Genomic DNA, 17,345 nt, shown 5'->3' on the forward strand with positions numbered 1-17,345 from the left:
CGGCCAGCCAGTGTCCGGCCGAGCGCGCAGCGCGCGTCAGCAGCACGGTGGCCGCCGACAGCGAGGCTTCGGCGGCCGCCGAATACCGCTGCGCGGCAGGACCGGCGGTCAGATGCGCGGCCAGCTGCAGCGCCTCGGCGGCCAGCGACGCACCCGAGGGCGTGGCACCGTCGAGCGGATCCGACGGGCGCAGCACCAGTTGCTCGGCGTCGTCGGCGGCGTCGAACCACCGGCCGGGGACACCGGGATCGGCGAAGTGCTCGAGCGCGAGGTCCAACAGTCGGCACGCATGGTCGAGCCATTCCGGCTGCGCAGTCGCCTGGTGCAGCGTCAGCAGGCCGGTGGCCAGCGCGGCGTGATCCTCCAGCACCGCCACGCTGTCGCCGACCACACCGCCGAGGCTGGAGCGCCGGAGTCGGCCGTCGACCACATGCACCGCGAGCACACGGCGGGCGCATTCGATTGCGGCGGACAGATACTCGGGCCGGTCACACGCGAACGACGCCTCGCTCAACGCGGTGATCGCCAACCCGTTCCACGCGGTCACCACCTTGTCGTCGCGGGCGGGCTGCGGCCTGGCACGCCTGGCCGTGCGCAGGGCCGTGCGCACGCGCTCGAAGCGGTCGGGGTCCTCCGGATCGGCCCGCAACTGCAGCACCGACGCGCCCGCTTCGAAGGTTCCAGCCTCGGTGACCCCGAAAACGTGGGCAGCCCAACGTCCTTCGCTCTCGCCGAGCACGTCGACGAGCTGGCCGGGCGTCCACACGTAGGTCAGGCCCTCCACCCCGGCGGTGTCGGCGTCCAGCGCCGAGCAGAACATCGCGTCGGCGCGCAACTCGTCGATCAAGAACTCCGCGGTCTCTTCGGCCACCTTGTACGCCAACGGGTTTCCGGTGACACGGGCCCAGTGCGCATAGACGCGCAGCAGCTGGGCGTTGTCGTAGAGCATCTTCTCGAAGTGCGGCACCACCCACTTGGCATCGACACTGTAGCGGGCGAATCCGCCGCCGAGCTGGTCGTAGATGCCGCCGCGGGCCATCGCCTCGCAGGTCTGCGACACCGGCGCCGGCGACGCGCCGGTGCGTTCGTGGTGACGCAGCAGCGCCTCGAGCAGCGACGAGGGCGGGAACTTGGGCGCGCCACCGAAACCGCCGTTGACGGTGTCGAAGTCGCGGAGCACGGCCGCCACCGCCTCGTCGCACATCACGGCGGTGACGGGCGGCCCACCACCGGGCAGGCCCGCGGCCATCGACCGCAACTCCCCCGCGATCTTGTCCGACGTCTCCTCCACCTCGGCGCGGCGGGTGCGCCACGTCTCGGTGACCGCGGCCAGCAGCTGCAGGAAGGTGTCCTTCGGGTAGTAGGTGCCGCAGAAGAACGGCCGGCCGTCGGGGGTCAGGAAGCATGTCATCGGCCAGCCGCCCTGACCGGTCAGCGCCACCGTCGCGTTCATGTACACCGCATCCAGATCGGGCCGCTCCTCGCGGTCGACCTTGATGCAGACGAAGCCGGCGTTCATCGCCGCGGCGACGTCGTCGTCGGCGAAGGACTCATGGGCCATCACATGGCACCAGTGGCAGGCCGAATAGCCCACCGACAGCAGGATGGGCACGTCGCGTTCGGCGGCCAGCGCCAAGGCCTCCGGTGTCCACTGCTGCCAGTGCACCGGGTTGTCGGCGTGCTGCCTCAGATACGGGCTGGTCGCCCGCGCCAGGGAATTCGTCGAGCCGTCAGCTCGAGCCACGTTCCGTCCCGTCGGCCGGATTCTCGGTCGCCAGGTCCGGGTCGGCGCCGGCCTTCTTCTCGCCCGCCTCACCTTCGCCGGCCCCGCTGTCGGCCGGAGGGCCGGCCGACTCGTCACCCTCGGGTTCGGCCGCGCCGAAGGACTTCGGCAGCTTGCGCAGGTGCCGGTTCATCGACCACACCAACAGGAACACCGCGATCAGCAGCAGCACCACGATGATCAGCCCGAACGGGCTTGCCTTGCCGAAATCCGGCCCGGTCTGACGCGGCCCGTCCTGGGCCACCGTCATCAGGTCCATGCCCATCATGAGCAGGTCAGTCATCGCGTTCCTCAATCCCGGCGAACAGGTCGGTCTCGGGCAGTTTCACCGGCACCCGTGACCTGGCCAACTCGAACTCTTCGGTCGGCCACAACCGCTGCTGCCACTCCATCGGTGTGGTGAAGAAAAAGCTCTTCGGGTCGATCTGCGTGGCGTGTGCCAGCAACGCCTCGTCCCGCTGAGCGAAGTACTTGCTGCACTCGATCCGGGTGGTCACCCGTTTGGCCAGGAGGTCCTCCTCCGGGTCCCAACTCTCCAGCCATTTGCTGAACGGACCTTCTTTGCCGTGCTTGGCGAACTCGTCCTGCAGGACCTGCATGCGCTGCCGCAGGAACCCGTGGTTGTAGTACAGCTTCGAGACGTTCCACGGCCGGCCGGCGTCCGGGTAGAGCAGGTGGTCGCCGGCGGCCTCGTAGGCGGCGACGGACACCTGGTGGCACTTGATGTGGTCCGGGTGCGGGTAGCCGCCGTTCTCGTCGTAGGTGGTCATCACGTGCGGCTTGAAGTCCCGGATCACCTTGACCAGCGCCGCGGTGGGGACGTCCAGCGGCTCCTGCGCGAAGCACCCCTCGGGCAGCGGCGGCGGCGGATCACCCTCGGGCAGTCCGGAGTCGACGAAGCCCAGCCAGTGGTGCTCGACGCCGAGGATCTGGGCCGCCTTGGCCATCTCGTCGCGGCGGATCTCCGGCATCCGGCCGTGCACCTCCGGCAGGTCCATCGCCGGATTGAGGATGTCGCCACGTTCCCCACCGGTCAGCGTCACAACCATGACGCGCACGCCTTCGTCGACGTAGCGCGCCATCGTCGCCGCACCCTTGCTGGACTCGTCGTCCGGGTGCGCATGGACGGCCATCAACCGCAGTTCGCTCAACCTGGTCCTTCTCAGCTGGTCACCTGCTTGCCCACTCACGCTTCGGTTCAACCGCGCGAGTGGCCTTATAGTTCCAGGTCTAGTAGACCCATCCGACCGACGGGCATGCAAAACGAGATGATCGACCGTCCCACCGAACGCTACGGACGACAGCGGCTCAGCAGGCGCACCCGCCGCTGGATCGTCATCGGATTGACGGCGCTGGTGGTGGTCACCGGCATCGCCATCGCCGCCGTCGCGTTCACCCGGTTCGGCTCCGGCGACGTCAAGGGCGAACTCGCCGGCTACCGGGTGGTCGATCCCCACACCGTCGAGGTCACCGTGAGCGTGACCCGCGACGACCCGTCACGCCCGGTGGTCTGCATCGTGCGCGCCCGGTCCTACGACGGTGACGAGACGGGGCGGCGCGAGGTGCTGGTGCCGCCCGCATCGGACAAGACGGTGCAGGTCACAGCGACTGTCCAGACAAGCCGGCCGGCGGTCGTGGGCGACGTGTACGGGTGCGGTACCGACGTTCCGGGCTACCTGGTCGGCGGCTGAGAACCGACCGGGCGGCCCAACGGCGGCGGTAAAAATCTGAGGTTCGGCCCACCCGGCGGTGCTATGCTGGCCCGATACACGGTTCCTGCTGGGGCCGTGTATTGCTGCATTCTGGAGCTCAGAACCGACGCTCGCGATGACAGCAGTACACGCAGGAGCTTCCCGGCGCCGTGTGGAGTTTTTTCAACCTTCTTCGGCCCTACCGCGTAGAAGCAACAAAACGACAGGAGCAGGACATGACCGACACCCAGGTCACCTGGCTGACCCAAGAGTCCCACGACCGCCTCAAGGGCGAGCTCGATCAGCTGATCGCCAACCGTCCCGTCATCGCCGCCGAGATCAACGACCGCCGCGAAGAGGGCGACCTGCGTGAGAACGGCGGCTACCACGCCGCCCGCGAGCAGCAGGGCCAGGAAGAGGCCCGCATCCGTCAGCTGCAGGAGCTGCTCAACAACGCCAAGGTCGGCGAGGCCCCGAAGCAGTCCGGCGTCGCCCTGCCCGGCTCGGTGGTGAAGGTCTATTACGACGACGACGAGAACGACACCGAGACCTTCCTGATCGGCACCCGCGAGCAGGGCGTCAGCGACGGCAAGCTCGAGGTGTACTCGCCGAATTCGCCGCTGGGCGGCGCGCTGCTCGACGCGAAGGTCGGCGAATCGCGCTCCTACACCGTGCCCAGCGGCAACACCGTCAAGGTCACCCTGGTCAGCGCCGAGCCGTATCACGGCTGAGGCCACAGCGGGCCGGGTCCCGGTGACGGGCGCGGCCCGTTGAGGCCGCGTTAGTCTCCGACGATGGCGCAGATCGCAGAGGACCTGTTCCTGCTGCTCATCGACAACGCGTCCGCCCAACCCGCCCTGGACGGCCCACGCCGCGAGCGGGCGCTCGCGGCCGCGGTGCTGCTCGACCTGGCCTACGCCTGCCGCATTCGGCCTGCCGTGGACGGCGAGCCGATCCCGGCGGGCCGGCTGGTCGCGCTCGACGCCGCCGGTCCGATGGATCCGGTGGCGGATCCGGCGTTCGAGTTGCTGCGCGCCCGGCCGCTCATCCCCGGCGCGGCGATCAAATCGCTGGCGAAACGCAGCGAGAAGCTCGTCGTCGCACAATTGGAGCGGACCGGCCAGATTCGGCGTATCCCTCGGTCGGGCAAGCTGTTCCGACGTTCGTACGCGTACCCGCTCATCCACCGCGACCGGGCCACCGCGGCGCGCGTCGCGTTGATGGCCGCGCTGTTCGACCGGCGACCGCCCGCACCGGCGACGGCCGGGGTGATCACCGTGCTGCACGCGGTCGACGGCCTCGGCGCACTGCTGAGCCTCAACGACCGCGGCTGGCGCTGGGTGCACGCCCGCGCAGGTGAGATCGCCGGCGGCAGCTGGGTCGACGAGTCCGTGTCCGGGCTGCCGGAGATCAACCTCGCGGTCACCTCGTCCGCGGTCCGGCAGGCGCTGACTCCGCTGGCTTAGCCGAGGGAGCCGAGCGCCTGCTCGACGTCGCCGAGCAGGTCGGCGACGTCCTCGATGCCGACGGACAGCCGCACCAGGTCGTCGGGCACCTCCAGCTGGGAACCGGCGGTCGAGGCGTGCGTCATCGCGCCTGGATACTCGATCAGCGATTCCACCCCGCCCAGCGACTCGGCGAGGATGAAGATCTCGGTGCGGGCGCAGAAGTCGCGGGCGGCCTGCGGACCGCCGCGCAGCCGCGCCGACACCATGCCACCGAATCCGCTCATCTGGCGGGCCGCGACGTCGTGGTTGAGATGGCTGGGCAGACCCGGGTACAGCACCGTCGTGACCGCAGGATGCTCGGCGAGGAACTCGGCGATCGCCAGCGCGTTCTCGCTGTGCCGCTGCATCCGCAACGGAAGCGTCTTCAGCCCGCGGATGGTCAGGTACGCGTCGAACGGTCCCGGCACCGCGCCCGCGCCGTTCTGCAGGAACGCGAACGCCGCGTCCAGGGATTCGTCGTCGGTCAGCAGAGCCCCGCCGACGACGTCGGAGTGCCCACCGATGTACTTCGTCGTCGAGTGCAGCACGATGTCGGCACCCAGAGACAGCGGCTGCTGCAAAGCCGGTGAGGCGAACGTGTTGTCCACCAACACCTTTGCGCCCCTGGCCGCGCCGATCTCGGCGATGCCGGCGATGTCGGCGATCGACAGCAGCGGGTTGGTCGGCGTCTCGATCCAGATCAGCTTGGTGCGGTCGCTGACAGCCGCGCGCACGTGGTCGAGGTCGGACAGCGTCACTGCGGTGTAGCTGATGCCCCACAGGCTGAACACCTTGTCGATGAGCCGGAAGGTGCCGCCGTACGCGTCGTCGGGGATGACGATGTGGTCGCCGGGACGCAGCACCGCGCGCAGCACGCAGTCGGTGGCCGCCATCCCCGAGCTGAACGCCCGCCCGTAGGCGGCGCCCTCCATCGCCGCCAGCGCGCCTTCCAGCACCGAGCGGGTCGGGTTGCCGGTGCGGGCGTACTCGAAGCCGCCGCGCAGGCCGCCGACTCCGTCCTGGGCGAACGTCGAGCTCGCGTAGATCGGCGGGTTGACCACCCCGGTTGCCGGATCGGGCCGGTATCCGGCGTGGATGGCCTTGGTGGCCGGTCCGTAAGCCCGGTAATGGTCCGCGGCGCTGCGCTGCTCACTCATGCCGCCAAGGCTAGCGGTGTACAACTTGGGCATGTCCGTTCACCAGTCACCGTCGACGACGACCACGCTCGAAGGCCTCCTCGATCTCGACTCACTTCTCAGCGCCGAGGACCGGGACCTGCGCACGATGGTGCGCGAGTTCGGCGAACAACGGCTGCGACCGCACGTCGCGGAGTGGTTCGACAGCGGCCGGGTCCCGGTGCGTGAGCTCGCGCTCGAGATCGGCAAGCTCGGCCTGCTCGGCATGCATCTGACCGGATACGGCTGCGGCGGGTCGTCGGCGACCGCCTACGGGCTGGTGTGCCAGGAGCTCGAGGCGGTCGACAGCGGGCTGCGCAGCCTGGTGTCGGTGCAGGGCTCGTTGGCGATGTATGCCATCCACCGCTGGGGCAGCGAGGAGCAGCGCGCGCAGTGGCTGCCCGGGATGGCGGCCGGCGAGCTGATCGGCTGCTTCGGCCTGACCGAACCGGACTACGGCTCCAATCCCGGCGGCATGCGCACCACCGCCCGTCGGGACGGGTCGGACTGGATCCTCAACGGCTCGAAGATGTGGATCACCAACGCCTCGGTCGCCGACGTCGCGGTGATCTGGGCGCGGTCCAAGGAGGGGGTGGTCGGGTTCGCGGTGCCGACCTCGACGCCGGGGCTGCACGCCACCGAGATGACGCGCAAGCTGTCGCTGCGGGCGTCGGTCACCTCCGAGATCCACCTCGACGACGTCCGCGTGCCCGAGGACGCCAGACTGCCCGAGGCTGCGGGCCTCAAGGCGCCGCTGAGCTGTCTGTCGGAGGCGCGGTTCGGGATCGTGTTCGGCGCGGTCGGGGCGGCCAGGGACTGCCTGGAGGCGACCCTGGACTACGTCGGCACCCGCGCGGTGTTCGACCGGCCGCTGTCCAGTTATCAACTCACGCAGGCCAAGATCGCCGACATGGCGGTGGAGCTCGGCAAGGCGCAGCTGCTCGCCCTGCACCTGGGCCGCCTCAAGGATTCGGGCCGGATCCGGCCCGAACAGGTCAGCGTCGGCAAGCTCAACAACGTCCGCGAGGCGATCGAGATAGCCCGCCAGTGCAGAACCTTGTTGGGGGCCAACGGGATCACGCTGGAGTATCCGGTGCTGCGGCACGCCAACAACCTGGAGTCGGTGCTGACCTACGAAGGCACCTCGGAGGTACACCAACTGGTGATCGGCGAGGCGCTCACCGGGGTCAGCGCGTTCCGCTGACGCACACCGTGCCGACGAGCTTGTCGGCCAGCGTCTGACGCCTGGGGTCCCACAGCGGGAACAGGAAGCCGACGAAGCAGATCGCAGCGTCGACCAGGTGCACCAGCAGCCGCAGCAGCGAGGCCCCGAAACCGACCGGCTGCCAGGTCTTTTCGTCGAGCACCCGGAAGCGCAGTACCGACTTGCCGAGACTGGCGCCGGTGACGCCCTGGCGGTAGCCGTGATTCCACACCAGGTAGCCGAGCGTGAACACCAGCATCGACACGGTCAGCAGATCGATCGCCGGCGTGGTGACCGACCTGCACGAGACGCCGCCGTTGTCGTAGGTGACGCAGTCCATCGCGGCGCCGGTGACCGCCACGGTCTCCCAGATCGCCCAGCCGAGGAGGAGCGGGACGGCGTCGACCGCCCACGCGGCCACCCTCGCCCACCACGGGGTGTAGGCCCGTCGCGGCAGTCTCGGCGCAGTCCCGTTCACCACCCCATCATCCCCGGACCGCACTGCGGCACAACGCAATGTCGGCGTGCCCGCATCAGGCGGGCACGCCGACATCGGTCAAACGTGGGGTTACGGGACTGCGGGGGCGACGAATCCGCCGTTGAGAGTCCGGTAGGTGTACACCAGCATCAAGGTGGCCACCGGGCCCGCGACGAGCAGACCCACGCCGCACAGCAGCGCACCCACCAGCACCAGCGCGATGGTGGTGAGCCAGATCAGCAGCACGGGACCGACGTTGGCCTTGGCGGTCTCGAAGCTCGACCTGATCGCGTCCATCGGCGCCAGGTTGCGGTCCAGGACCGCGATGGTGGTGAACATCAGCAGGAAGCTGGCGATCACGCCCGGCACGATGCACAGGAAGAACCCGATGGTGGTGATCACGCCGACGATCAGCCCGGCGATGACGACGTTGCCGATATTGCGCGGCCGGAAGAACGACCCGACCGTGACCTGCTGCCCGTTGGCGATGTCGAAGATGCCGCCGAGGAACGCCGATTGGATCGCGGCGCTGACGATCAGCGACAGGAACCAGCCCACGATGGCCACCAGGATGCCGGCGAAACCGGTGCCGACGTAGGAGAACGACAGACCGCTGTCGTCGGCGACGTAGCTCGTGTCCCCTGGCGAGACCAGCATCTGGACGACGTTGATGATGCCCTGCAGCGCAATCAGCACCACCCCGAACACCAGCGTCGCGACGATCAGCGGGACAGCGTTCTTGGTGAATTTGTTCCACGCCCAGCCGAACGTGTCGCCGACGGACACCGAGGGGCCGCCCATCGGCGGGTAGCCCGGCGCGGGCGGCGGAAAGCCGCCCTGTGGGCCGAAGCCGCCGGTCGGCATCCCCGGGGGCGGGGGCGGCGGGTAGCCGCTGGGATCCTGCGGCGGCGGGAAATTACCGCCGGGGGGCGGGCCGAAGCCGCTGCCGGGCGGAGGCGGCGGGTAACCGCCGGGCGGCGGAGGCGGAAAGTTGCCACCGGGCGGCGGAGGCGGCGGGTAGCCACCGGGCGGCGGAGGCGGGAAGTTCCCACCGGGCGGCGGATTGTCTGTCATGGCTATCTCCTGATCTCGGTCGCGAACGTCACCGCGCGCGAACCGTTCCCCTTCATCGGTGTGCGTGGCATGACTGTGGAAGTTCGAAACGCGATACCAGCGTCACCGGGAGCAACAATGTTCCCGCAGGCCAGCGGCGGTCGATCGATCATGGACCCCCTCCGCTCGCGCATGGCTGGACAAGCGTGCTCACATTACCTGAGCAAAGCCGCCGAGCAGGGGTTTCCAGCCCGAGAGCGCGTCAGCGGCGGGCCCTGCTCTCCGACAGGTAACCGAGCAGGTCATGGCGGGTGAGCACCCCGACGGGTTTGCCTTCCTCCACGACCATCACCGCGTCGCAGTCGCGCAGCGCCTTGGCCGCGGTGCTGACCAGTTCCCCGGCGCCGATCAGCGGCAGCGGCGGGCTCATGTGCTCGGCGACGGCGTCGGCGAGCTTGGCACGGCCCTCGAACACCGCCGAGAGCAGCTCGCGCTCGGACACGCTGCCCGCGACCTCGCCGGCCATCACCGGCGGTTCGGCGCCGACCACAGGCATCTGGGAAACCCCGTACTCCCGGAGGATCCCGATCGCGTCGCGCACCGTCTCGGACGGGTGGGTGTGGACCAGATCGGGTAGGGCCCCGGACTTTCCGCGCAGCACGTCCCCGACGGTCGACTCCTCGACCGACCCGTCCAGCCTGTTGCGCAGGAACCCGTAGGACGACATCCATGCGTCGTCGAAGATCTTGGAGAGGTAGCCGCGGCCGCCGTCGGGCAGCAGCACGACCACGAGCGAGTCGGGGCCTTCCCGTTCGGCGACTTTGACCGCCGCGACCGCCGCCATTCCGCAGGAACCGCCGACCAGCAGCGCCTCTTCGCGGGCCAGCCGCCTGGTCATGTCGAACGAGTCGGCGTCGGAGACCGCGATGATCTCGTCGGGCACCGACGGGTCGTAGGCCGACGGCCAGAAGTCCTCGCCGACTCCCTCGACGAGGTACGGGCGGCCGGTGCCGCCGGAGTAGACCGACCCTTCGGGATCGACGCCGACGACCTTGACCCGGCCGCCGGACACCTCCTTGAGGTAGCGGCCGGCCCCGGTGATGGTGCCGCCGGTGCCGACGCCGGCCACGAAGTGGGTGATCTTGCCGTCGGTGTCGGCCCAGATCTCGGGGCCGGTGGTCTCGTAGTGGCTCTCCGGGCCCATCGGGTTGGAGTACTGGTCGGGCTTCCACGCGCCGTCGATCTCCCGCACCAGCCGGTCGGAGACGCTGTAGTAGCTGGCCGGATCGTCCGGGGCGACCGCCGTCGGGCACACCACGACCTCGGCGCCGTAGGCGCGCAGCACGTTGCGCTTGTCCTCGCTGACCTTGTCGGGGCAGACGAACACGCACTTGTACCCGCGCTGCTGGGCCACCAACGCCAGCCCGACCCCGGTGTTTCCGGAGGTCGGTTCGACGATGGTGCCGCCGGGCTTGAGCTCCCCGCTGGCTTCGGCCGCGTCGATCATCTTGATCGCGATGCGGTCCTTGGAGCTGCCGCCGGGGTTGAGGTACTCGATCTTGGCTGCGACGGTGCCTGCGCCAGGCGGCACGACGGAGTTCAGTTGAACCAGAGGGGTGTTGCCGATGAGCTCACTGACGTGCCGGGCGATGCGCATACGTCCATGGTCTCAGGCGCGCCCTCGAGTGGCCAGGCGGCCTCCGGTGCTACCAGGTGGCCTCGCGAATGTACTCACCGATCTGCTTGATCGACCGGGCAGCTTCGGACACCGCGGGCGCCCCGAGCTGGAAGACGTGCATCTGGCCCGGCCAGATCCGCACCTCGACCGGCACGCCGGAGGCGGCGAGCAGTCGTGCCGCCTTGCGCGCGTCGCTGAGCAGCACCTCGGACCCCGACACGTGGATCAGCGTGCGCGGCAGCCCGGGTTCGATGTGGTCGAGCGGCTCGTACACCTCTTCCGGCCTGCCGTCGACGATCCGGCGCTCGGCGGCCGCCTCGATGAGCTCCACCAGAGCGTGGAAGGCCTTCGGCGGGAACATCGCATCGCTGCGCGCGTTCGGGTGTTCGGCACGGGCCTCGTTGTCGATCTCGAACAGCGGCGACATCGTCACGATCGCAGCCGGCGTCTCCCCGACGAATCCGTTGATGCCCTCGGCCTGCAGCCGTTCGGCCAGCGACAGCGCCAGGTAACCGCCCGCGGAATCGCCGGCCAACACGATCTGGTCGGGTTCGTAGCCCAGCTCCCGCAGCCATTTGTAGCCGTCGAAGCAGTCCTCGAGCGCGGTGCCGACCGAGTGCTTGGGGATCATCCGGTAGTTCACGACGAGCACCGGCGCGTCCGCGCACTTCGACAGCGCGGTCACCAGCCGGCCGTGGGTGTTCACCCCGCAGGTGAGGAACGCCCCGCCGTGCAGGTAGAGAATCACGCTGCGGTTGCCGTCGGCGGGCAGCACACCGGCCGCGCGGACCAGCTGGGCGTTGCAGTGCGGCAGGCCGATGGTGGCCCGCACGGTGCCGGGCGCGGGCTTGAGCACGCGTGCGGCGAAGTCGAGCACGCCCCACGGCCAGGGCAACTTGGGGGCATAGCTGCCAACCGTCAGGAACGGTTTGATCGTGGCCGTCGCGGCCAGGCCCATGAGCCGGCCGGCGACGCTCGGGCCGTCCTCGACCACCTCGACGGGCGCACCGTCGGAAACCGGGAAGCGGCGAGACTTCTGCGCTCTAGCTGCCCTTACGCCCAGCGCTGAGGAGCTGGGAACCTTGCTTGGTGCCGTCATCGCCACCACTTCCTACGACGTTGTAGTCCGGGATAAGCCGAGTTATTCAGACAAGCTCGTCACTTAGCTTGACACATGTAACCACTATCACAATGGTCTAAACGCTTTTGGTACCGCAGTCGATACCGCACCGTGACGGGCGATCCTGCGCGCGCCGCCGACATCCGCGCGCACGCGGCCTAAACTTGCCGGGTGGGCATCCTCGGTCGTGCTCCCGGCGGTCACACACCACGCCGTTCCACGGTCGCTCTGGCGGCCGCAGCAACGCTGGCGTCGACAGGCACCGCCTACGTCGGCGCCCGCAATCTGCTCCACGGCCAGGCCGATCAGGCGCGTCAGGTGATCCCCAAATCCTGGGACATCCCGCCCCGCGCCGACGGCGTCTACTCACCCGACGGCGGCCCGCCCGAACGCTGGTACCGCGGCGTCGGGTTCGACCTGCACCTCATGATCTTCGGCGACTCCACGGCCACCGGGTACGGCTGCGACGTCGCCGACGAGGTGCCGGGGGTGCTGCTGGCGCGCGGGCTGGCCGCCGAATCCGGCAAGCGGATCCGGTTGAGCACCAAGGCGATCGTCGGCGCCACATCGAAGGGGCTGTCCGGGCAGATCGACGCGATGTACGTCGCGGGCCCCCCGCCCGACGCCGCCGTCATCATGATCGGCGCCAACGACATCACCGCACCCAACGGCGTCGGCCCGTCCGCTCGGCGGCTCGGGCGCGCCGTACAGCGGTTGCGGGCCGGCGGTACGGTCGTCGTGGTCGGCACCTGCCCGGACTTCGGCGTAATCACCGCCATCCCGCAGCCACTCCGGTTCGTGGCCCGCAGCCGCGGGCTGCGTCTCGCGCACGCCCAGGCGGCTGCGGTGCGCGCCGCGGGCGGGGTGCCGGTGCCGTTCTCCGACCTGCTCGCGCCGCACTTCTACCAGGCGCCGGAACTGCTGTTCTCTCCGGACATGTTCCATCCCTCGGCGGCCGGCTACGAGCTGGCCGCCATGCAGCTGCTGCCCGCGCTCTGTAATGCGTTGGGCGAGTTCGTCACCGGTACTCCGGCCGAAGCGGCGCTGGAATCCAGGACCGGCGAGGGCGGGACTCTGCTCGCCCGGCTCGGCGGGCTGAGCAGGCTTTGGCGGCGCTCGACCGGGGTGCCCGCACCGATCGTGGTGTCCGCGGGCTAGGTTTTTCAGAACACGTTCTACCGGTTGAACCCTGAGGAGCCCGCCATGCCTGAAGCCGTCATTGTCGCCACCGCCCGCTCCCCCATCGGCCGGGCCAACAAGGGTTCGCTGGTCTCGATGCGTCCCGACGACCTGGCCGCGCAGATGGTCAAGGCCGTGCTGGACAAGGTGCCCGCGCTGGATCCCCGCGACATCGACGACCTGATGATGGGCTGCGCGCAGCCCGCGGGTGAGGCCGGCTACAACATCGCCCGCGCGGTCGCGGTCGAGCTGGGCTACGACTTCCTGCCGGGCACCACCGTCAACCGGTACTGCTCGTCGTCGCTGCAGACCACCCGGATGGCGTTCCACGCGATCAAGGCCGGCGAGGGCTCGGCGTTCATCTCGGCCGGCGTGGAGACGGTGTCGCGGTTCGGCAAGGGCGCTGCCGACGGCGCCCCGGATTCCAAGAACCCGGTCTTCGCCGACGCGCAGGCGCGCACGGTCAAGCAGGCCGAAGAGGAAAGCACCTGGCGCGACCCGCGCGAGGACGGCCTCATCCCCGACGTCTACATCGCCATGGGGCAGACCGCCGAGAACGTCGCCACCTTCACCGGGATCAGCCGCGAGGATCAGGACCACTGGGGTGTGCGGTCGCAGAACCGCGCCGAGGAGGCCATCAACAGCGGGTTCTTCGAGCGCGAGATCGTGCCGGTGACGCTGCCCGACGGCACCGTGGTGTCCAAGGACGACGGCCCCCGCGCGGGCACCAGCTACGAGAAGATCAGCCAGCTCAAGCCGGTCTTCCGGCCCAACGGCACGATTACCGCCGGCAATGCGTGCCCGCTGAACGACGGTGCCGCCGCGGTCGTGATCATGAGCGACACCCGCGCCAAGGAGCTGGGCCTGACCCCGCTGGCGCGCATCGTGTCCACCGGCGTGTCCGGGCTGTCGCCGGAGATCATGGGTCTCGGCCCGATCGAGGCGGTCAAGAAGGCGCTGGCCAACGCGAAGATGAGCATCTCCGACATCGACCTCTACGAGATCAACGAGGCGTTCGCGGTGCAGGTGCTGGGCTCGGCGCGGGAGCTGGGCATGGACGAGGACAAGCTCAACGTCTCCGGCGGCGCGATCGCGCTGGGCCACCCGTTCGGCATGACCGGCGCCCGGATCACCGCCACGCTGCTGAACAACCTGGCCACCTACGACAAGACCTTCGGCATCGAGACCATGTGTGTCGGCGGCGGCCAGGGCATGGCGATGGTGGTCGAGCGGCTCTCCTGAGCCGTCCGGTCCTAGACTTCTGTTCCGATGACCACCATCGGAACGCCGCTGTCACCGCGCGCCACGAAAGTCATGCTGCTCGGCTCCGGTGAGCTCGGCCGCGAAGTGCTGATTGCGCTGCAGCGCCTCGGCGTCGAGACCATCGCCGTCGACCGCTACGACAATGCGCCTGGCCAGCAGGTCGCCCACCACGCCCGGACGATCACCATGTCGGACCCCGATCAGCTGCGTGCGCTGATCGAGGCCGAGCGGCCCGACCTGGTGGTGCCCGAGATCGAGGCCATCGCCACGCCCGCGCTCGAGGCGCTGGAGGCCGAGGGCGTCACCACGGTGATCCCGACCGCCCGTGCGGCGCGGTTGACCATGGACCGTGAGGGGATCCGTCGCCTCGCCGCGGAGACCCTCGGCCTGCCCACCAGCCCGTACCGGTTCTGCGATTCGCTGGCCGAACTGGAGGCGGCCATCGACATCGTCGGCATCGGGTATCCGTGCGTGGTCAAGCCGGTGATGAGCAGCTCGGGCAAGGGCCAGTCGAAGATCGACGGACCCGACGACGTCGCACCGGCGTGGGAGTACGCGATGGCGGGCGGCCGGGTCAGCCAGACCCGGGTCATCGTCGAGGGATTCATCGATTTCGACTACGAGATCACGCTGCTGACGGTGCGGGCCCGCGGCGCCTCCGGCGAGGTGGAGACGCAGTTCTGCGAACCCATCGGGCACCGGCAGGTCAACGGCGACTACGTGGAGAGCTGGCAGCCGCACCCGATGCCCTCGACCGCGCTGGAACGCGCACAGCAGATCGCCGGTGCGGTCACCGAGAATCTCGGCGGGCAGGGCATTTTCGGTGTGGAACTGTTCGTCAAGGGCGACCAGGTCTGGTTCAGCGAGGTCAGCCCGCGTCCGCACGACACCGGCATGGTCACGATGGTGACGCAGTGGCAGAACGAGTTCGAGCTGCACGCCCGGGCGATCCTGGGTCTGCCGGTGGACACCACGCTGCGCTCGCCGGGCGCCAGCGCGGTGATCTACGGCGGCGTGGACGCCGAGGGCGTGGTGTTCGACGGGGTGGACGCCGCACTGCAGGTGCCGCACACCGACATTCGGCTGTTCGGCAAGCCGCAGAGTTTCCCCACCCGCCGGATGGGGGTGGCGCTGGCCTACGACGACGACGTCGACACCGCGCGGCGCCATGCCGCCGAAGCGGCCGGCCGGGTCACGCCGCGGGCGGTCTGACTGCCGGGTTCTGCCGCGACAGTGCGCTCAGATCGCGAATCTCGCCGATGCCAGGCTCTGGGCGCACTCTCGCGGCGTAGGCGCGTCCCACACGCCTGAGGATGTCGCTGGTGGTATTCGATTTCACGACGCGGATCCGAGTCCATTCGATCTCGTCGAGGTCCTCGGCGCGCTGGATGTCGTGCGCGAACTGGAGCGGGTCGACGCGGTGCTGGTCGCCGTCATACTCCACTGCCAGTTTCAGGTCCTCCCAACCCATGTCGAGGTAGTAGCGCCGTCGGCCGTCGGCGCTGATGACCGGGATCTGAGTGGCCGGGCGCGGGAACCCGGCGCGGATCAGCAGCAGACGCAGCCAGGTCTCGCGCGGGGACTGCGCTCCCGAATCGTGGAGGTCCAAGGCGCGGACCAGCTGGCGCATCCCCCGCTTCCCGCAATGGCGGGCCTGCGCCCACCGGAGCAGCTCGACGGCGTCGAAACCCGCCGCGTTGCCGAGCGCGTCGAGCCGGGCGACCGCGAGGTCGAGCGGACCTCGACGGCCCAGGTCGAATGCGGTCCGCTGCACGCTGGTCACCGGTAGCCCGCGACGGTGGGTGATCTCGTCGGGGTGCAGGTCCTGCTTGTGGGTTCTGATGCCGTGCGGCGCCCGGCCGTTCGACCAGATCAGTTCGATCGGCTGCGAATCCTCGACGTATCTCGCCCCGTGCAACGCCGCCGCGGTGAGCCCGGCCAAGACGCCGCCGCGCCGCGACCAGAGCCAGGCGGCCGTGGCCCGGTGGTGCGTGCTCAACTCGATGCCGGGGCGGGTGTACACATCGGGGTAGAGCGCCAGGTATCCGGTACGCAGCAGATGCTTGCGGACGAGCCCGGCCGACACCGCTTCGCTTCCGATGAACGGCACCTGCATGGTTCGAGAATGGCGGGCCTCGGCGTGCCGCGCAGCCTCGATGTCTGCGCTCTGTGGATAACCCCCGCGAGAGTGCGCTCAGAGCGCCGATCGGCCGGAATTCATGCGCTGAGCGCACTCTCGCGCAGAAGCAGCGCCAGAAGCGACGCACGAAAAAGGGCGCCCACGTTCGTGGACGCCCTTTCTCTGGCCGTACTACTAGTCGTTGTTGAAGTAGCTGAGCAGGCGCAGGATCTCCAGGTACAGCCAAACCAGGGTGACGGTCAGGCCGAGCGCGATGCCCCACGCTGCCTTCTCCGGCGCGCCGGCGCGGACCATCTGGTCGGCAGCGTCGAAGTCGATCAGGAAGCTGAATGCGGCCAGGCCGATGCACAGCAGCGAGAAGCCGATGGCCAGAGCGCCACCGTCACGCAGGCCCAGGCCCGCGCCGCCACCGACGCCGAAGAGGCCCAGCACCAGGTTCATCAGCATCAGCGCCACGACGCCGAACAGCGCGGCGACCATCATCCGGGTGAACTTCGGGGTGACGCGGATGGCGCCGGTCTTGTAGACGACGAGCATGCCGAAGAACACGCCGAGGGTGCCGACGATCGCCTGCGCGATCATGCCGACGCCGCCGACGGAGGCGATGTTGGCGATGACGAACGACACCGCACCGAGGAACAGGCCCTCCAGCGCCGCGTAGCTCAGCACGATGGCCGGGTTGTCCTGCTTGCGTCCGAAGGTCGCGACGAGCACGAGGGCGAGACCGCCGAGCGCACCCACCAGGGTGAACGGCATGGCCAGGCCGATGTTGCCGCTGACCAGGAAGTACGACACCACCGCGACGGCCGTCAGTACGCCCAGCGTCATGCCGGTCTTCATCACGACGTCATCGATGGTCAGCGCCCGCGAGACACCCGTCTGCTGCTGGTCCGGGTACTGCGTGGTGTACGGATCGGCGTGTACCGCCTGCGTACCGTAGCCGGCGGCTCCGGTACCGAATTGCGCGTAGCCGCCCTGCTGCCCCTTGGGCAACGTGCGGAACACCGGGTTGCTGCTTTCGCGCACCGTCGGGTCCTTCCTGTCTCTATGTGTCGTCATGCCTCGACCTGTGAGGATCACACGGTCAACGTTCG

At 69.3% G+C, this 17,345-nt stretch carries 17 protein-coding genes; 7 read left to right on the forward strand and 10 right to left on the reverse strand.

Translation table 11 applies throughout. The annotated features are described in order from the left end of the window. From MVA01S_RS22005 to mca, 3 genes are all read right to left on the reverse strand, one after another. The coding region (locus tag MVA01S_RS22005; protein WP_060941690.1) for a thioredoxin domain-containing protein at positions 1 to 1,744 on the reverse strand (1,744 nt) is incomplete at its 3' end. Further along, positions 1,731 to 2,066 (reverse strand): hypothetical protein, encoded by a 336-nt coding sequence (locus MVA01S_RS22010; protein WP_003930157.1) that lies wholly within the window; start codon positions 2,064 to 2,066, stop codon positions 1,731 to 1,733. The genes MVA01S_RS22005 and MVA01S_RS22010, both read right to left, overlap by 14 nt. Next, positions 2,059 to 2,934 carry a mycothiol conjugate amidase Mca gene (mca, locus tag MVA01S_RS22015; protein ID WP_003930156.1) on the reverse strand — a complete coding sequence of 292 codons (876 nt, stop codon included), beginning with the start codon at positions 2,932 to 2,934 and terminating at the stop codon, positions 2,059 to 2,061. Before mca ends, MVA01S_RS22010 begins: the two co-directional genes overlap by 8 nt. Positions 2,935 to 3,051: 117 nt before the next feature. On the opposite strand from mca, the gene MVA01S_RS22020 reads away from it, so the two are divergent. The 3 genes from MVA01S_RS22020 to MVA01S_RS22030 all read left to right on the forward strand — a co-directional run bounded on the left by MVA01S_RS22020 (position 3,052) and on the right by MVA01S_RS22030 (position 4,940). After that, on the forward strand, positions 3,052 to 3,474 hold the full coding sequence (locus tag MVA01S_RS22020) for a DUF4307 domain-containing protein (protein ID WP_040541028.1): 423 nt from the start codon (positions 3,052 to 3,054) through the stop codon (positions 3,472 to 3,474). Positions 3,475 to 3,710: 236 nt separating this feature from the next. Further along, on the forward strand, positions 3,711 to 4,205 hold the full coding sequence (greA, locus tag MVA01S_RS22025) for a transcription elongation factor GreA (RefSeq protein WP_003930154.1): 495 nt from the start codon (positions 3,711 to 3,713) through the stop codon (positions 4,203 to 4,205). A 63-nt stretch (positions 4,206 to 4,268) separates the two neighbouring features. Beyond that, positions 4,269 to 4,940 (forward strand): GOLPH3/VPS74 family protein, encoded by a 672-nt coding sequence (locus MVA01S_RS22030; RefSeq protein ID WP_060941691.1) that lies wholly within the window; start codon positions 4,269 to 4,271, stop codon positions 4,938 to 4,940. Here the strand turns inward: MVA01S_RS22030 and MVA01S_RS22035 are convergent. Beyond that, positions 4,937 to 6,118, reverse strand: coding sequence for a cystathionine gamma-synthase (locus MVA01S_RS22035; protein ID WP_003930018.1), 1,182 nt, complete (start codon positions 6,116 to 6,118; stop codon positions 4,937 to 4,939). The genes MVA01S_RS22030 and MVA01S_RS22035 overlap by 4 nt on opposite strands. Before the next feature lie 31 nt (positions 6,119 to 6,149). On the opposite strand from MVA01S_RS22035, the gene MVA01S_RS22040 reads away from it, so the two are divergent. Continuing rightward, positions 6,150 to 7,340 carry an acyl-CoA dehydrogenase family protein gene (locus tag MVA01S_RS22040; protein WP_003930017.1) on the forward strand — a complete coding sequence of 397 codons (1,191 nt, stop codon included), beginning with the start codon at positions 6,150 to 6,152 and terminating at the stop codon, positions 7,338 to 7,340. Here the strand turns inward: MVA01S_RS22040 and MVA01S_RS22045 are convergent. From MVA01S_RS22045 to MVA01S_RS22060, 4 genes are all read right to left on the reverse strand, one after another. Further along, positions 7,324 to 7,818 (reverse strand): Rv1078 family RDD domain-containing protein, encoded by a 495-nt coding sequence (locus MVA01S_RS22045; protein WP_051015263.1) that lies wholly within the window; start codon positions 7,816 to 7,818, stop codon positions 7,324 to 7,326. The two genes, MVA01S_RS22040 and MVA01S_RS22045, sit on opposite strands and share 17 nt — an antisense overlap. 90 nt (positions 7,819 to 7,908) lie before the next feature. Beyond that, entirely contained in the window at positions 7,909 to 8,892 is a 984-nt protein-coding gene (locus MVA01S_RS22050) for a DUF2189 domain-containing protein (protein WP_040540961.1), read from the reverse strand. Between the two features lie 241 nt (positions 8,893 to 9,133). Beyond that, entirely contained in the window at positions 9,134 to 10,528 is a 1,395-nt protein-coding gene (locus tag MVA01S_RS22055) for a cystathionine beta-synthase (protein WP_003930014.1), read from the reverse strand. A 49-nt stretch (positions 10,529 to 10,577) separates the two neighbouring features. Continuing rightward, complete coding sequence (locus tag MVA01S_RS22060) at positions 10,578 to 11,648, reverse strand: alpha/beta hydrolase fold domain-containing protein (RefSeq protein ID WP_003930013.1); 1,071 nt, start codon at positions 11,646 to 11,648, stop codon at positions 10,578 to 10,580. A 192-nt stretch (positions 11,649 to 11,840) separates the two neighbouring features. Here MVA01S_RS22060 and MVA01S_RS22065 point away from each other — a divergent pair, with 192 nt between their 5' ends. From MVA01S_RS22065 to purT, 3 genes are read left to right on the forward strand one after another with little or no spacing between them, the layout of a single operon-like run. Then, positions 11,841 to 12,827, forward strand: coding sequence for an SGNH/GDSL hydrolase family protein (locus MVA01S_RS22065; RefSeq protein ID WP_003930012.1), 987 nt, complete (start codon positions 11,841 to 11,843; stop codon positions 12,825 to 12,827). A gap of 45 nt (positions 12,828 to 12,872) precedes the next feature. Continuing rightward, positions 12,873 to 14,090 (forward strand): acetyl-CoA C-acetyltransferase, encoded by a 1,218-nt coding sequence (locus MVA01S_RS22070; protein ID WP_003930011.1) that lies wholly within the window; start codon positions 12,873 to 12,875, stop codon positions 14,088 to 14,090. 27 nt (positions 14,091 to 14,117) lie between these two features. Next, entirely contained in the window at positions 14,118 to 15,323 is a 1,206-nt protein-coding gene (gene purT / locus MVA01S_RS22075) for a formate-dependent phosphoribosylglycinamide formyltransferase (RefSeq protein ID WP_003930010.1), read from the forward strand. Here purT and MVA01S_RS22080 read toward each other — a convergent pair. Continuing rightward, on the reverse strand, positions 15,304 to 16,227 hold the full coding sequence (locus MVA01S_RS22080) for a hypothetical protein (protein ID WP_003930009.1): 924 nt from the start codon (positions 16,225 to 16,227) through the stop codon (positions 15,304 to 15,306). The genes purT and MVA01S_RS22080 overlap by 20 nt on opposite strands. A gap of 198 nt (positions 16,228 to 16,425) precedes the next feature. Continuing rightward, positions 16,426 to 17,277: a Bax inhibitor-1/YccA family protein gene (locus MVA01S_RS22085; RefSeq protein WP_003930008.1), complete on the reverse strand. Its 852-nt coding sequence runs from the start codon at positions 17,275 to 17,277 to the stop codon at positions 16,426 to 16,428. Positions 17,278 to 17,345 lie beyond the last annotated feature (68 nt).

The sequence above is a fragment of the Mycolicibacterium vaccae NBRC 14118 = CIP 105934 genome (assembly GCF_001552715.1).
GTDB classification, from domain to species: domain Bacteria; phylum Actinomycetota; class Actinomycetes; order Mycobacteriales; family Mycobacteriaceae; genus Mycobacterium; species Mycobacterium vaccae.

Coding starts and splice junctions, on each gene's coding strand:
- MVA01S_RS22010 (WP_003930157.1), bottom strand. CDS start 2,066: ATGACTGACCTGCTCATGATGGGCATGGACCTGATGACGGTGGCCCAG.
- MVA01S_RS22020 (WP_040541028.1), top strand. CDS start 3,052: ATGATCGACCGTCCCACCGAACGCTACGGACGACAGCGGCTCAGCAGG.
- greA (WP_003930154.1), top strand. CDS start 3,711: ATGACCGACACCCAGGTCACCTGGCTGACCCAAGAGTCCCACGACCGC.
- MVA01S_RS22030 (WP_060941691.1), top strand. CDS start 4,269: ATGGCGCAGATCGCAGAGGACCTGTTCCTGCTGCTCATCGACAACGCG.
- MVA01S_RS22035 (WP_003930018.1), bottom strand. CDS start 6,118: ATGAGTGAGCAGCGCAGCGCCGCGGACCATTACCGGGCTTACGGACCG.
- MVA01S_RS22040 (WP_003930017.1), top strand. CDS start 6,150: ATGTCCGTTCACCAGTCACCGTCGACGACGACCACGCTCGAAGGCCTC.
- MVA01S_RS22050 (WP_040540961.1), bottom strand. CDS start 8,892: ATGACAGACAATCCGCCGCCCGGTGGGAACTTCCCGCCTCCGCCGCCC.
- MVA01S_RS22055 (WP_003930014.1), bottom strand. CDS start 10,528: ATGCGCATCGCCCGGCACGTCAGTGAGCTCATCGGCAACACCCCTCTG.
- MVA01S_RS22060 (WP_003930013.1), bottom strand. CDS start 11,648: ATGACGGCACCAAGCAAGGTTCCCAGCTCCTCAGCGCTGGGCGTAAGG.
- MVA01S_RS22070 (WP_003930011.1), top strand. CDS start 12,873: ATGCCTGAAGCCGTCATTGTCGCCACCGCCCGCTCCCCCATCGGCCGG.
- purT (WP_003930010.1), top strand. CDS start 14,118: ATGACCACCATCGGAACGCCGCTGTCACCGCGCGCCACGAAAGTCATG.
- MVA01S_RS22080 (WP_003930009.1), bottom strand. CDS start 16,227: ATGCAGGTGCCGTTCATCGGAAGCGAAGCGGTGTCGGCCGGGCTCGTC.